Here is a 14,131-nt window from a genome sequence, read left to right on the forward strand (position 1 = left end):
ACGACCAGGTCAGACAGGTGGGCTGGTTCGGGGAGTTGAGGTTTCGCGGCAATACCTACAAGCTGTCCAGTGCGTTGCACAGGCAGGCCGTCGCAGTGCGTGTGCGGGAGGGGGAGGACGGCGTGTTCGATGTCTATTTCGCACACCACCACTGCCTGGAAATTGACTTGCGACAGCCGGTTGTGGATTAATTCAAACCGTCAACCATGTCTCCGCACACCTGTCCACCATGTGTCCGGTCCATACAGCGAAGCAAAAGAAAAGTGAGTAGCCGCCGGGCTACCCCTATCAACTCAATAGCAAACGATGCCTGAACCCTAAGAACGGGAAAGCTCATTCACCCCGCGACGGCACATCACTCCATGGCTCCCCCCGATACCACGCATGCCGGGCCAGACGCAACATGGGCTTGTCCCCCGCCGTATCGCCGTAGGCATAGAGCGTGACCTGGCTGGCGGCGTCCGCGCCAAAGCGTTCCGGCAGCCACGCCTTGAGCCGGCGCACCTTTTCCTCGCCGTGGCAATTGGCGGTGCTCATGCGTCCGGTCAGGCGGCCATCCACCACCTCCAGGCCGGTACAGATCAGCGCGTCAAAACCCAGTTGCCGGGCCGCGTGCTGCAGGTAAATATCGGGCGACGCACTGACGATCACGCAGCAGTGCCCGGCCTGCCGGTGCTGCGCCAGCCGCGCCATGGCCCAGTCCTGCAGCTGGCGCGGCAAGTCACGCCCGGCCCAGTCAGCCGCCCAGTGCGCCACCTCGACACTGCTGCGCCCGGCCAGCGCCATTTTGAGCAGGCGCGCCTTGGCCACGTCATTGCGTACCAGCTTCAGCGCATAACCGGCCATCCACGGCCCACTCAGCAGCAGGGCCCGTAAAAACCCGGGCCAACCCAGGCCACGGGCGAGAAACGGCAGCAGGGTGTCGCGCCGGGTCAGCGTGCCGTCGAAGTCAAACGCGGCGACAACGGGGCCGGCTACCTCGGACATCGCACCTGCCCGCAATAGCGTTCGCAAAACGGGCACCCCGTCATCGGCAATGCCGAGGGTATGTTGTAGTAGCGCTTGAAAATCGTGCCCAGCACGCCTTCGCGGTAGGCCTGGTAGTTGAACCCGGTGCCCTCCACCGCATAAAACGGCGCACCATTCTGGGTGAAGCTGAGCACACGCACCGCTTCAAAATAAGGCTGGAATTCCTCCAGCCTGGGGCTGCCGAACGTGATGACGCGTATGGTTTTGCCCTGGTAGAGCGAAAAATCAACCAGCTGATCGTCCTGCCGGGAATGGAACTTCCCGACACCAAACACCGGCATGTACTGCCGGCGCTCAAAGCCGTAAATCGAGGCCGGCGTGAACGCATCGCCCATCAGCACCACGCCCGGGCTGCTGACTTGCCGCAGGATCTCGGCGGTTTTATAGCTGCGGATGATTTGCGGATAAAGCTTGGTGCTGCGCCAGGTGTCCAGCGTGGTCAGGTAGAGGCCAGCCACCACCAGCACATGCAGGCCCGCAAACACGGCGAGACCCTTGGCGCAGGTCTTGAGTTTGTCGGCCGGCAAGGCAAACGCCAGAAACGCAAAGCCGAAGGGGTAGAACGACAGCACCCAGTGCAGGCCGATCACCTTTTTGGCTGACAGCAGCGCAAAAAACAGCAGGGGCACCACCACCAGGCAGGCCAGCAGGCGCTGGGCCGACGTCGACGCTGCAGTAGCCGCCAGCATCTTGCGGTATTTGAAGGCCAGCCACACCGCCACCGGCGTGATCAGGTAGGCCATCATGACGACATAGAGCAGGGGCTTGCGCCACTCGAACGAGGCCTCTTCGTTGCGGTTGTACACGTTGAACATGATGTTCGGCCAGCCGTGCGACATGTTCCAGGCGATGTTGATGGCCGGCCCGGGCAGCGCGCAGACCACCAGCAGGGCAAAGCCCGCGAGCCGCTGGCGACGGTAGCGCGCAAAGTACACGAGGTAGGTCAGGCCCAGCACCACCGAGAAATACTTCGACAAAAACGCGCAGCCCAGAAACAGGCCCGACAGCGCATACAGCCCGTAGGCCGCCCGGTCAAGCTGCTCGCGGCGTTCGGCGCGCAGCAAGGCGGCCACCGACAGCGCCGACCAGAAAATCAGCGGCGTGTCGGTGGTGATCAGGGTGTTGAGCCAGTTCAGCGGCGCCAGCCAGAACAGCAGCACGGCCCAGGCCGCGCGCCCCCGGTCGACGGGCTTGAGCCCCCACCAGAGCGCAGCGCCCACGCCCAGCGGCAGCAGGACCACCGGCAGGCGAATCGACCAGATACTGTCGCCGAACGTGGCGCGCATCAGCGCAATCAGCCAGCCCACCATGGGCGGATGGTCCGAGTAGCCCCAGTTGGGGTAGACGCCCCACCAGTAGAAGAAAGCCTCGTCACCGCTGATCGGGAATGTCGCGGAAATCCAGAGCCTGAGCAGCAGCGACGCCAGCCCCACGCCCAGCAGCCATTGGCTCAATGAAGTGGTGCGCAGCGTGGCTGCCAGGGGGGCGGAGCTGTGATTCTGGGGCATGGAAGGTTGACGCAAGGGAGCAAAGGACGTAAGGGGCGCTGTGGGCGCGATGGGTGCAAGCTGGGGCCGTCGGCAGGTTTTACCGGAAGCTGATTTCCTTGCGAATGGCCGCACTATAAAGCAAGGCCACCACGCCGATGGCCACCGCCAGCCACAGGGTGAGCAGGCGGGTCAGCACAGTGATGGTCAGGGCTTCGCCGGGGGTCGCGCCCTGTGCCACCAGCAGGCCGGTCAGCACGGCTTCGGTGCCGCCCAGGCCGGCGGGCAAGGCAGACAGCGCACCGGCCACCATGGCCAGCGCGTAAAAGCCCGTCGCGGTCAGCAGCGGCAGGTGAATGTCCAGGTCACGGGCGATCAGCCAGACCGCCATTCCCTGCGCGGCCCAGGCGGTCAGGGTCAGCACAAACCAGGTCAGCGGACGCACCGCCAGGCAATGCCAGGCCTCTTTCAGCCACGCAAAACGGTGGCGCAGCGTGGCGCGGTACCTGAGCACCAGGCCCAGCAGGATCGCGACTATGAATAAAGCGACTGCCACCAGGCCGGCAAGAAACAGGGGCGCCGCCCGCACTGCGCCATGCGTCAGCACCCACCACGCGGCGGGCAGGCACAGCAGCAGCAGGCACAGCAGATCGGCCAGCCGCTCGGCACCGAAAATCGCCAGGCTTTGCCCGGCGCCCAGGGGCTGGCGCGCCAGCATCAGGCCGCGCACCGCCTCCCCGATATTGCCGGGGGTAGGCGTGAAGGCATAGCCCGCCAGGTACAGGCGCAGGCCCTTCGCCCAGCCAAATTGGCGCCCGTAGTGCGCCATCCACAGGCGCCAGCGCATGCCGCGCAGCAGGTAATTGAGCAGGCACAAGGCGATGGCCTGCACGCCGGTCCAGGACCCCAGGCGCGCCAGCGAGGCCCGCGGGCTGTCGCCCCACACCAGCAGGGCGGCCGCGTAGGCGGTGGCCACCACACCCAGCACCAGCAGCAGCTGTTTGACCGGCAGGTGAACCGGCCCTTCGTCTGCCTTGCCGGTGGGCGAAGGGCGCGCCGCCAGCGGTGCGTCCTCGGGCGTCACAGCCGGTGGCCCAGAAAGATGGCCATCCACAACACGCCGGCCGCCAGAATCCACGGGTCGCTCAGCAGGTCGCGCGCGACGTCTTCGCCACGGCCACGGTGCACTTGATAGGTATAGCGCAGCATGCCAAAAATAACGACGGGCACGGTGTAGAGCAGGCGCTCGCCATGCTGCAGCTGGGCCTCGGGGCTGGTGGCAAACAAGCTGTAGTTGGTCAGTGTGGCCGTCATGGTCACGGCCATGAAGGTATCGAGCAGGGCCGACGGGTAATGCGCCAGCACGGCGCGCTGGCTGGCTTCCTCATGAAAGGTTTCGGCCTTGCGCTTGCAAAAGCCCAGGAAAAGCGCGACAAAAATACCGGTCAGCAGCAACCAGCGCGAAGGCGGAACCCCGACCGCCACCGTACCCGCCAGCAGCCTGAGCATGAAACCCGATGCAATGATGGACACATCGACCACCGGCACCTGCTTGAGCCGCCAGGAATAGGCCAGGTTGAACACCACATAGGCCGCGAGCAGCGCAAGCAGGGTGCGGTTGCCGGCGGCCAGCAGCAGCCCGCTGGCCAGCAGCAGGCCCGCCAGCACCAGCGCCACGGGCACGGGGACGGCGCCGCTCGCCAGGGGACGGCGGTTTTTTACAGGATGCAGGGCATCGCTGGCGCGGTCATGCCAGTCGTTGACGATGTAGACCATGCTGGAGACGCAGCAAAACGCGGCAAAGGCATACAGGACGCGCCCGACGAGGGGGCCGTCCTGCCAGGCCTGGCTGAACACCAGGCCGGCAAAGACAAAACCGTTTTTAAGCCACTGGTGCGGCCGGATGAGCCTGAGCAGCGCAAGCAGGGATGAGGGGAGAGCAAACATCAATAGGGGAGGCAAAGCCTCCGGTCTGGGGACGACGTTCAAGCATAACTGAGAGCCTGAGCGGGCCGGCTCTCAATTTCTCCGGATAGGCTGAAAACCAGGCCAGAGTTTCAGCATCACCCTCCTTTGCACGCCCGTTTTAATGTGAGCAGGCCCCAGCCCGACAACGCTTTCGCGCAGACTCACTCCCGCACGCGGCCCTGCGAATCAATCAGGCTCAGTTCCACCAACCTGGAGCCCACACGGTCGCCGTCGAAATGGATCCGGAAGCCGCCCAGGTCCATCTCCTGCATGGTGTCCAGCGCCTTGCGCAGCTTGACGCGGGTGGGCTCCTTGCCGGCCTTGCGCAGGGCTTCGGTGTAGGCCCAGGCAGCGATATAGCCTTCGAGCATGTAGACATTGGACTTGCCCAGCTTGGCCGCGGCCGCCTCGGCCTGCAGCTCACGCACCAGGCTGCTTTTGGCATTGTCTGACTTGGGCGTCACCCGTACCACCACCACGCCCGAGCCCGCTGCCCCCAGCTGATCGGCCAGCAGGCTTTCCCCGGTATTGGAAAACCCGTAAATAGGCCCTTTGTAGCCCTTGCTGCGCAAGTCGCGGATGGCGATGGCTGCGCCTTTGGGGGCACTGATCAAAAGCACGGACTCCGCTTTGACCGCCAGCACTTTGTCGGCGCCCTCCAGGGGGGCCTTGAGCAACAGGTTGGCGCCCAAACCGGTCATGGTGCGCTCGGCAGAGTCCAGCGCCGCCAGCGATTCGGGATCCTTGGCATGCAATATGGCCAGCTTGCGCATCCCCAGGGTTTCCGCATGGCGCGTGATCACGAGCGCCTCTTCCGAGTAGCCGGGTCGCACCGAATACACATTGGGATAGAGCGAACCGCGCAACTCGTCGGCCCCGGCCATGGGGCCAAACAGCAACAAGTCGCTGTCCTTGAGCAGGGGATTGACGGCGGTGACCTGGGGTGAGCCGTAATAGCCAAACAACGAAAAAACCCGCTGGTCCAGCAGCTTTTTGGTATTGGCCAGGGTCGTTTCGGGGTTGCCGGCGTCGTCCGCGGTAATCAGCTCGATCTTGCGGCCATGGATGCCGCCCGCCGCATTGACCCGTTCAAAATAAAGCCTGGCACCCTGCGCAAACGGCAGTGCCAGCACGGCGGCCGGACCGGTCATGGCCACCGACTGCCCCAGCGTGACAGTGGTTTTGCTCAAGCCATCCTGCGCGTTGGCCCCAGTTGCCATGGCGGCCATGGCAGCCAGCAAGGCCGTTACCATGGACACCCGAGCCAGGGCTTTCAGCACTTGCCCGCCGTTTTTGATCACAGACATGAATTACCCTTTTCCTGATTGCCGATATGGCTGTCAATATAGAGTTACACCATGCGCAATACCATCAGCATCTCCCCTAGCGTTAGTTTCGTGAAGGCTGACAGTCAGACCGTCCAGGTGCGCGGCGCCTGCCCGCACGACTGCCCCGACACCTGCTCGCTGCTGACGACCGTGGAAAACGGCGTGGCCGTCAAGGTGCACGGCAACCCCGAGCACCCGCAAACCGGCGGCGTGCTGTGCAACAAGGTGTCGCGCTACACCGAGCGCACCTACCACCCCGAGCGCCTGCTGCAGCCGCAAAAGCGTGTGGGGCCCAAGGGCTCGGGCCAATTCGAGCCGGTGAGCTGGGATGCTGCACTCACCGACATTGCCGGGCGCCTGAAGGCCATCGCCGCGCGCAACCCCGAGGCCATCGTGCCTTACAGCTACGCGGGCACCATGGGCCAGATACAAGGCGAAAGCATGGCGGCGCGCTTCTTCAACCGTCTCGGCGCGTCGTTTCTGGACCGCACGATTTGTGCGACGGCGGGCGGCGAAGGCTTCACGCAAACCCTGGGCGGCAAGGTTGGCATGCGGGTGGAGTTTTTTGCCGAGTCCAAGCTCATCATCATCTGGGGCAGCAATTCGATTGGCAGCAACCTGCATTTCTGGCGCTATGCGCAGCAGGCCAAACGCGATGGCGCCAAACTGGTCTGTATAGACCCGCGCAAAAGCGAAACCGCCGAGAAATGCCACGAACACATCGCGCTGCTGCCCGGCACCGACGCGGCGCTGGCGCTGGCGCTGATGCACGAGCTCATCACCCACGACTGGCTGGACCACGACTATATTGCCCGCCACACGCTGGGCTGGCAGGCGCTGAAGGAACGTGCCCTGCAATGGCCCCCTGAACGCGCCGCCGAGGTGTGCCGCGTGCCGGTTGAGCAGATCAGGGCCTTGGCCCGCGACTATGGCCGGTGTTTTGTGAACCGGCAGCCCGCTGCGATTCGCCTGAACTACGGCATGCAGCGCGTGCGCGGCGGCGGCAATGCGGCCCGCGCGGTGGCCTGCCTGCCGGCGCTGATAGGCGCCTGGCGGCACCGCGCCGGCGGCGTGCTGCTGAGCAGTTCAGGGCAGTTTCCGGTGGACAAGGCCGCGTTGCAGCGGCCCGATCTTCTGCAGGGGCGGCAGCCGCGAACCATCAACATGAGCACGATTGGCAATGCGCTGCTGGCCGAAGCCTCGCCGCAGTTCGGCCCCAAAATCGAAGCGCTGATCGTCTACAACAGCAACCCGGTGGCGGTGGCGCCCGAATCGGGCAAGGTGGTGCAAGGCTTTGCGCGTGAAGACCTGTTCACCGTGGTGCTGGAGCATTTCAAGACCGACACCGCCGACTACGCCGACTACCTGCTCCCCGCCACCACCCAGCTGGAGCACTGGGATGTGCACAGCGCCTACGGCCACACCGACGCGCTGCTCAACCGCCCTGCCATCGCGCCGCTCGGCCTGGCCAGGCCCAATACCCAGATCTTTCGCGAGCTGGCGGCCCACATGGGCTTTACCGAGCCCTGCTTTTCCGAGGACGACGAGACCTTGTGCCGTACCGTCTATGGCGACAGGATCGACTTCGGGCAACTGCTGGACAAGGGCTTTGTCACGCTGAATTTGCCCGATGCACCGTTCGCCGCGGGCAACTTCCCCACGCCCTCGGGCCGCTGCGAGTTTTTCAGCGAGCGGCTGGCCGCGCTTGGCCTGGACGGCTTGCCCGACCATGTGCCCAACTACGAAATACCAGGTTCATCCAGCCAGTACCCTCTGGCCATGATCTCGCCGCCCGCGCGCAACTTTCTCAACTCCAGCTTTGTCAACGTCAAAAGCCTGCGCGACATCGAGGGCGAGCCGGTGCTGGAGATGCATGCCGACGACGCGGCAGCGCGCGGTATCAGCAGCGGCGCTGTCGTCACGGTGTTCAATGCACGCGGGAAATACCGCGTCAAGGCAGAAGTCTCGGCGCGCGCCCGCCCCGGCGTGGTCAACGGCCTGGGCATCTGGTGGCGCAAGCTGGGGCTCGATGGCACCAACGTCAACCAGCTCACCAGCCAGCACCTGACCGACCTGGGCCGTGGGCCGGTGTTTTACGACTGCCTGGTTGAGGTTCAGGCCGGCCGGCCCGGGGAGCCTGTGGTGTGAAAACCCGGGAGGCCCAAGCGGCCCTCACCTGGCCCGCCATCCGGGCCACCGCCATGGCAGCCATCGCCGCCCTGGGCTTGTCGGGCTGCACCGGTATCGGCTACTACTGGCAGTCGGTCAGCGGCCACCTGCAGATGATGAACGCGGCACGCCCGGTCAGCGACTGGCTGGACGATACGCAAACCCCTGAGCAGCTCAAGAACCGGCTGGCCCTGAGCCAGCGCATCCGCAGCTTTGCCGCGAGCGAGCTGCAGCTGCCCGACAACGCCAGCTACCGCCGCTACGCCGACCTGCAGCGCCGGGCCGTGGTGTGGAACGTGGTGGCGGCCCCCGAGTTGTCGCTCACACTCAAGACCTGGTGCTTTCCGGTGGCGGGCTGCGTGGGCTACCGCGGTTATTTTTCCGAAGCCGAGGCGCGCGCCGAAGCGGCGCGGCTGCAAACCGCGGGGCTGGAGGCCGGCGTCTTCGGCGTGCCGGCCTACTCCACCCTGGGCTGGCTGAACTGGGCCGGCGGTGATCCGCTGCTCAACACCTTCATCGCCTACCCCGAAGGCGAGCTGGCCCGGCTGATCATTCATGAGCTGGCGCACCAGGTGGTCTACGCCCAGGATGACACCATGTTCAACGAATCATTTGCGACGGCGGTGGAACGGCTGGGCGGCCAGCGCTGGCTCGCCACCCAGGCCAGCCCGGCGGCCCGGGCCGAGTACGCGGCCTTTGACAGCCGGCGCCAGCAATTCCAGACGCTGGTGCGGGCCACGCGGCACAGGCTGGATGCAATTTATGATTTGAATTGGGCGCCAGCGCCCGCCAGAGCCGCGCAAGTTGCCATGAAAAGCATAGCCATTTCAGATTTCAAACAGCAGTATGAGCAACTCAAAATAAGCTGGGGTGGCTTCGCCGGCTATGACCCCTGGGTCGCCCAGGCCAACAACGCCGCGTTTGGCGCGCAGGCCGCCTACGATGAACTGGTGCCCGGCTTTGAGGCACTGTTCAAGCGCGAAGGCGGCGACTGGCAGCGGTTTTATGATGCGGTGAAGCGACTGGCCAGCCTGCCCAAAGAAGCGCGGCGCCAGGCCCTTGAAACCCATAACACCGATAAATAAACCAACAAGCAAGCAAGGAGACGCCCATGGCAGAGATTCACATCCATCGCCAGCACGGCTTGGGCCTGGCGCAGGCGCGCAAGATGGCCTTTCAATGGGCCGAGCAGGTCGAAGAAGAGTTCGACATGGAATGCGTCTATGAAGAAGGCGACACCACCGATGAAGTGAGCTTCAAGCGCTCGGGCGTCTCGGGCACCCTCACCGTCACCCCGGACAGCTTCGAGCTGCAGGCCAGGCTCGGTTTTTTTCTCGGCGCCTTCAAGGACAAGATCGAGAGCGAAATCGTCAGAAACCTCGATGTGCTGATCGCGGAAAACGCACCCGCAGCACGCAAAAACACCGATCCCCAAGCCGACGCCCACCAGACCGCCGCCAAAAAGCCCGCGACAAAAAAAGCTTCCCCGCCGAAACCCCCGGCCAGGAAAGCCTGAGCCGGCAGCAACGTGGCCACCGCCACCTACAACCTGGCCAGGTTTGACCTGGTGTCCATCCGCCTGGCTGTCGCCTGCGCCCAGAGCGGCAGCCTGACCGCGGCGGCACGCGATTCGCACCTTGCGCTGGCCGCCGCGAGCCGGCGCATCCGCGAACTCGAAGATGCGCTGGGCGACCCCCTGTTCGAGCGCCACGCGCGCGGCCTGCTGCCCACCGCGGCCGGCCGCGTCTTCGTCAAGCACGGCCTGACGCTGCTGCAGACCATGGAGCAGCTCGGCGCCGAGTTGACCGACCTGCGGCGCGGCATTGCGCGCCACATCCGCCTGTGCGCCAGCAGCGCCGCCATCAGCCAGTTCCTGCCGCCGCTGCTGGCCCGCTACGGCGAGCTGCACCCGCAGGTGCATGTCGACCTGGAAGAGCAGGTGTCAGAGGCGGTGGTGTCCACCCTGCGCGAGGGCCGTGCCGATGTGGCGGTGTTTGTCGAAGGGCCGGACACGGCGGGGCTGGACACCCATCTTTTCCGCAAGGACGAGCTGGTGCTGGTACTGCCCGGCAAGCACCCTCTGGCGGGCACCAAGGCGCCAATCGCCTTTGCCGACACGCTGGACGAGGAATGGATCAGCCTGACTGCCGGTGCCGCCATGCTGCAAAAGCAGCAGCAGGCGGCCCTGGCGGCCAACCGGCCGCTCAAGCTGCGCATGCAGGTGCGCAGCTTTGACGCCGTGTGCCACATGGTGGCTTCGGGCCTGGGCATTGCGATATTGCCCAAAGGGGCCAGCCTGCCTATCGTCAAGGCCATGAAACTCAGCTGGCGGCCGCTGGCAGACAGCTGGGCGCAGCGCCGCCTGCTGGTCGCCACCAGTGGCAACGACAGCGATGCATCCATTGCGTCGCTGGTGAACTTTCTGATCCAGCCTTCGCAAAATGCGAAGGCCGCGCGCCACAAACAGTAATGGACGCGAGGGGGTGGCAACCGCACACTATGCAGCCATGGACACCACCTCATCTGCCAATCCCGGCCCGCTGGCCGGCCTCAAGGTTCTTGAACTCGGGCAACTGATCGCCGGGCCGTTTGCCGCCAAAACGCTGGCCGACTTTGGCGCCGACGTCGTCAAGATCGAACCGCCCGGCGCGGGCGACCCGCTGCGCAAGTGGCGCCTGCTCAAGGACGGCACCTCGGTCTGGTGGCAGGTGCAGTCGCGCAACAAGCGCTCGCTGGCGCTCGACCTGAAAGACCCGCAAGCCCAGGACATCGTGCGCAAACTTAGCGTGGACGCCGACGTGCTGATCGAGAACTTCCGGCCCGGCGCCATGGAAGGCTGGGGCCTGGGGCCCGACGAACTGCTCAAACTGAACCCGCGCCTGATCATGCTGCGCATCAGCGGCTACGGCCAGACCGGCCCCTACCGCGACCGCCCCGGCTTTGGCGTGGTGGCCGAAGCGATGAGCGGCCTGCGCCACCTGACGGCCGAACCCGGTCGCGTGCCGGTGCGCGTCGGCGTGAGCATTGGCGACACGCTGGCCGCACTGCATGGCGTGATCGGCATCCTGCTGGCGCTGCACCATCGCACCGCCCACGGCGTCGGCCAGGTGATTGACGTGGCGCTGTATGAAGCGGTCTTCAACTGCATGGAAAGCCTGCTGCCCGAATACAGCGCCTTTGGCGCGGTGCGCGGCCCGGCCGGCAGCGCCCTGCCCGGCATTGCACCGAGCAATGCCTACCGCTGCAAGGACGACGGTTATGCCCTGATTGCGGGCAATGGCGACAGCATTTTCAAGCGGCTGATGGCCGTAATTGGCCGTGGCGACCTGGCCGCCGACCCGGCGCTGGCAGACAACGCCGGCCGGGTGGCGCGCGTCGCCGAAATCGACGAAGCGATCGGCCAGTGGGCGGCGCAGGGCACCGTGGATGAGGCGCTGGCGGCGCTCGACAAGGCCTCGGTGCCGGCAGGCCGCATCTACACGGTGGCCGACATCGCCGCCGACCCGCACTACCAGGCACGCGGCATGCTGGACAGCGTGCAGATGGACGACGGCAGCACGCTAACCGTGCCCGGCATCACGCCCAAGCTCTCGCTCACACCCGGTGGCCACCGGCGCAACGCCCCCGTGCTGGGCCAGGACACCGACGCCGTGCTGCACGAACTCGGCCTCACGCCCGCGCAGATCCAGGGCCTCAAGGACAAAGGCATCGTTTCGTGCACTGCTACAGGAGCCCAATCATGACAACACGGATCTACTTCAACGAGGTGGCGACGCGCGACGGCTTTCAGATCGAGCCCACCTTCATCCCCACAGACACCAAGGTGGCGCTGATTGATGCCCTGAGCGAATGCGGCTACGCCAAGATCGAAGCGACCTCCTTCACCTCGCCCAAGGCGATCCCGATGCTGCGCGATGCCGAAGAGGTGATGGGCCGCATACGCCGTGTGCCCGGTGTCGAGTACACGGTGCTCGTGCCCAACCTGCGTGGGGCCGAGCGCGCGCTGGAGTCACGGGCCGATGAGCTCAACCTTGTCATGTCCACCTCCGAGACGCACAACCTGGCCAACCTGCGCATGCCGATGGCGCGCAGTTTTGCGGCGCTGTCGGACGTGATTGCGCATGTTGATGGCCGCACCCCCATCAACGTCTCGCTGTCCTGCTGCTTTGGCTGCCCGATGGAAGGCGAGGTGCCGCAGGAAAGCGTACTGGCTTGGGTCAACCGCTTTGCCGACCTGGGCGAGGACCGGGTCAGAGGCGTCACGATCTGCGACACCACCGGCATGGCACATCCGGCCCAGGTCAGCCGCATGGTGGAGGCGCTGCAGCAGCGCTTTGAGCAATTGCAACTGACGCTGCACTTTCACAACACGCGCGGCATGGGCCTGGCCAATGTGCTGGCCGCCGTGCAAGGCGGCATCACGCGCTTTGACGGCTCACTCGGCGGCCTGGGCGGCTGCCCCTACGCGCCCGGCGCCAGCGGCAACATCAGCAGCGAAGATGCCATCCACATGCTGGCCGCCATGGGCTACGACACCGGCATCGATTTGCCTAGGCTGCTCGAAGTGGCGCGGCAGATGCCGCACATCGTCGGCCACGAGGTGCCGGGCCAGGTGGCCAAGGCGGGGCGCATTGAGGACCTGCATCCGGCGCCGGAATTTGTGGCGGCCCTGCGGGAGCAGTTCGCGTGATTAACCATCTGGACCATCTGGTACTGACCACGTCCAACGAAACCGCCTGCGTCGATTTTTATACCCGGGTGCTCGGCATGACGCTGGAAAGCTTTGTCGGTGGCACGCCGCCGGTGGAGCGCAAGGCCTTCAAGTTCGGCAACCAGAAAATCAATCTGCATGTCAAGGGCGCCGAGTTCGAGCCCAAGGCGCATCTGCCGGTGCCGGGCGCACTGGACTTGTGTTTCATCGCCAGCGTGCCCCTGCAGCAGGTGATGGAGCGGCTGGAGCGCGAACGCTGGCCGATCGTCGAAGGGCCTGTTTTACGCACCGGCGCCACGCAAAAAATCCGCTCGGTCTATGTACGCGACCCCGACCTCAACTTGATCGAGATTTCAGAATTGGCCTGAACCGGCATCCATCACCATTCCAGGAGACAAAAAATGACTTTCATTTCCCGCAGAACCCTTGTAACCGTTGCCGGCCTGGCCGCTGCCTCATGGCTGAACCCGGTGCGCGCGCAGCTCGCAGGCAAGCCGGTCACCCTGATCGTTCCCGCGGCGGCCGGCGGCACCACGGACATCGCGGCGCGCATGCTGGCCGAACCGCTGGGGCGGATTTTGCAGACCTCGGTCGTCGTGGACAACCGGGGCGGCGGCAACGGCAACATTGCCGGCCAGACCGTCGCGCGCGGACCGGCCGACGGTACCAGCCTGCTGGTGCAGTATTCAGGTTACCAGTGCATCACACCGCTGATCCAGCCGGTGGCCGGCTTTGACCCGGCCACCAACCTCAAGCCGCTGGGCCATCTGATCGACGCGCCGCAACTGATGGTGGTACGCGCTAATTTCCCGGCCGACAGCTTCGCGGATTTTCTCAACTACGTCAAAGCCAATCCCGGCAAGGTCAACTACGCGTCCAGCGGCAACGGATCACTGCAGCATGTCACGACCGAGCTGCTGAAGGACCTGACCAAAACCTTCATGGTGCACATCCCTTACCGCGGCACGGGCCCGGCACTGAACGACCTGCTGGCCGGTACGGTGGACTGCACCATCACCACGCCGCCGCCACTGCTGCCACACATCCGTGCCGGCAAGCTGAAAGCGCTGATGGTGACCGGTCGCACGCGACTGGCCGCACTGCCCAATGTGCAAACCGCGACCGAGATGGGAGTGCCGCTGGTGGCGTCTTCCTGGTTTGCAGTCTACGGCCCGACGGGTCTGTCTGCGGACCTGCAGAATCGCCTCTCCCTGGCCGTCCGGCAGGTGGTCGAATCGGACAACTTCAGGAAACGCGCCGAGGAACAGGGCGCAAAGGCGATCGCCATGAATGGCGCGGAACTGGATGCGCTGGGTAGCAACGAACGCAAGATGTGGGGACGCATCGTCAAAGTGGCCAATATCAAGGCTGACTAGAAATATAGCCCCCACGCTTGTCACTGCGTGTACTGCGCTGCCCCCCGAGGGGGCCGCTGCGCC

At 65.1% G+C, this 14,131-nt stretch carries 13 protein-coding genes and 1 pseudogene; 9 read left to right on the forward strand and 5 right to left on the reverse strand.

Annotated features, from left to right (window positions below; all coding sequences use genetic code 11):
- A pseudogene (locus AC1DUR_RS04320) lies at positions 1–191 on the forward strand (IS481 family transposase); the annotation flags it as partial.
- Positions 192–333: 142 nt separating this feature from the next.
- On the opposite strand, the gene AC1DUR_RS04325 reads toward AC1DUR_RS04320, so the two are convergent.
- From AC1DUR_RS04325 to AC1DUR_RS04345, 5 genes are all read right to left on the reverse strand, one after another.
- Entirely contained in the window at positions 334–987 is a 654-nt protein-coding gene (locus AC1DUR_RS04325; protein WP_477721332.1) for an HAD family hydrolase, read from the reverse strand.
- Positions 975–2,537 carry an ArnT family glycosyltransferase gene (locus AC1DUR_RS04330; RefSeq protein WP_477721333.1) on the reverse strand — a complete coding sequence of 521 codons (1,563 nt, stop codon included), beginning with the start codon at positions 2,535–2,537 and terminating at the stop codon, positions 975–977. Before AC1DUR_RS04330 ends, AC1DUR_RS04325 begins: the two co-directional genes overlap by 13 nt.
- 79 nt (positions 2,538–2,616) lie before the next feature.
- Positions 2,617–3,654 carry a lysylphosphatidylglycerol synthase transmembrane domain-containing protein gene (locus AC1DUR_RS04335; RefSeq protein ID WP_477721334.1) on the reverse strand — a complete coding sequence of 346 codons (1,038 nt, stop codon included), beginning with the start codon at positions 3,652–3,654 and terminating at the stop codon, positions 2,617–2,619.
- A complete protein-coding gene (locus tag AC1DUR_RS04340) occupies positions 3,597–4,463 on the reverse strand; it encodes a decaprenyl-phosphate phosphoribosyltransferase (protein ID WP_477721335.1) in 867 nt (288 codons plus the stop codon). Before AC1DUR_RS04340 ends, AC1DUR_RS04335 begins: the two co-directional genes overlap by 58 nt.
- 182 nt (positions 4,464–4,645) lie before the next feature.
- Entirely contained in the window at positions 4,646–5,791 is a 1,146-nt protein-coding gene (locus AC1DUR_RS04345) for an ABC transporter substrate-binding protein (protein ID WP_477721336.1), read from the reverse strand.
- A gap of 51 nt (positions 5,792–5,842) precedes the next feature.
- On the opposite strand from AC1DUR_RS04345, the gene AC1DUR_RS04350 reads away from it, so the two are divergent.
- Genes AC1DUR_RS04350 through AC1DUR_RS04385 form a run of 8 tightly spaced genes read left to right on the forward strand, consistent with a single transcriptional unit; the run spans position 5,843 to position 14,068 of the window.
- Positions 5,843–7,960 carry a molybdopterin-containing oxidoreductase family protein gene (locus AC1DUR_RS04350; RefSeq protein WP_477721337.1) on the forward strand — a complete coding sequence of 706 codons (2,118 nt, stop codon included), beginning with the start codon at positions 5,843–5,845 and terminating at the stop codon, positions 7,958–7,960.
- Between the two features lie 53 nt (positions 7,961–8,013).
- Entirely contained in the window at positions 8,014–9,066 is a 1,053-nt protein-coding gene (locus AC1DUR_RS04355) for an aminopeptidase (RefSeq protein ID WP_477721473.1), read from the forward strand.
- 26 nt (positions 9,067–9,092) lie between these two features.
- A complete protein-coding gene (locus AC1DUR_RS04360) occupies positions 9,093–9,497 on the forward strand; it encodes a polyhydroxyalkanoic acid system family protein (protein WP_477721338.1) in 405 nt (134 codons plus the stop codon).
- Positions 9,498–9,509: 12 nt separating this feature from the next.
- On the forward strand, positions 9,510–10,451 hold the full coding sequence (locus AC1DUR_RS04365; RefSeq protein WP_477721339.1) for a LysR family transcriptional regulator: 942 nt from the start codon (positions 9,510–9,512) through the stop codon (positions 10,449–10,451).
- A 37-nt stretch (positions 10,452–10,488) separates the two neighbouring features.
- Positions 10,489–11,724 (forward strand): CaiB/BaiF CoA transferase family protein, encoded by a 1,236-nt coding sequence (locus tag AC1DUR_RS04370; RefSeq protein WP_477721340.1) that lies wholly within the window; start codon positions 10,489–10,491, stop codon positions 11,722–11,724.
- Positions 11,721–12,671, forward strand: coding sequence for a hydroxymethylglutaryl-CoA lyase (locus AC1DUR_RS04375; RefSeq protein WP_477720067.1), 951 nt, complete (start codon positions 11,721–11,723; stop codon positions 12,669–12,671). The genes AC1DUR_RS04370 and AC1DUR_RS04375 overlap by 4 nt, the downstream gene beginning before the upstream one ends.
- Positions 12,668–13,060: a VOC family protein gene (locus AC1DUR_RS04380; protein WP_477720068.1), complete on the forward strand. Its 393-nt coding sequence runs from the start codon at positions 12,668–12,670 to the stop codon at positions 13,058–13,060. The genes AC1DUR_RS04375 and AC1DUR_RS04380 overlap by 4 nt, the downstream gene beginning before the upstream one ends.
- Positions 13,061–13,093: 33 nt before the next feature.
- Positions 13,094–14,068 (forward strand): Bug family tripartite tricarboxylate transporter substrate binding protein, encoded by a 975-nt coding sequence (locus tag AC1DUR_RS04385; protein WP_477720069.1) that lies wholly within the window; start codon positions 13,094–13,096, stop codon positions 14,066–14,068.
- Positions 14,069–14,131: the final 63 nt, after the last annotated feature.

Source organism: Polaromonas sp. P4_F4, assembly GCF_056401355.1.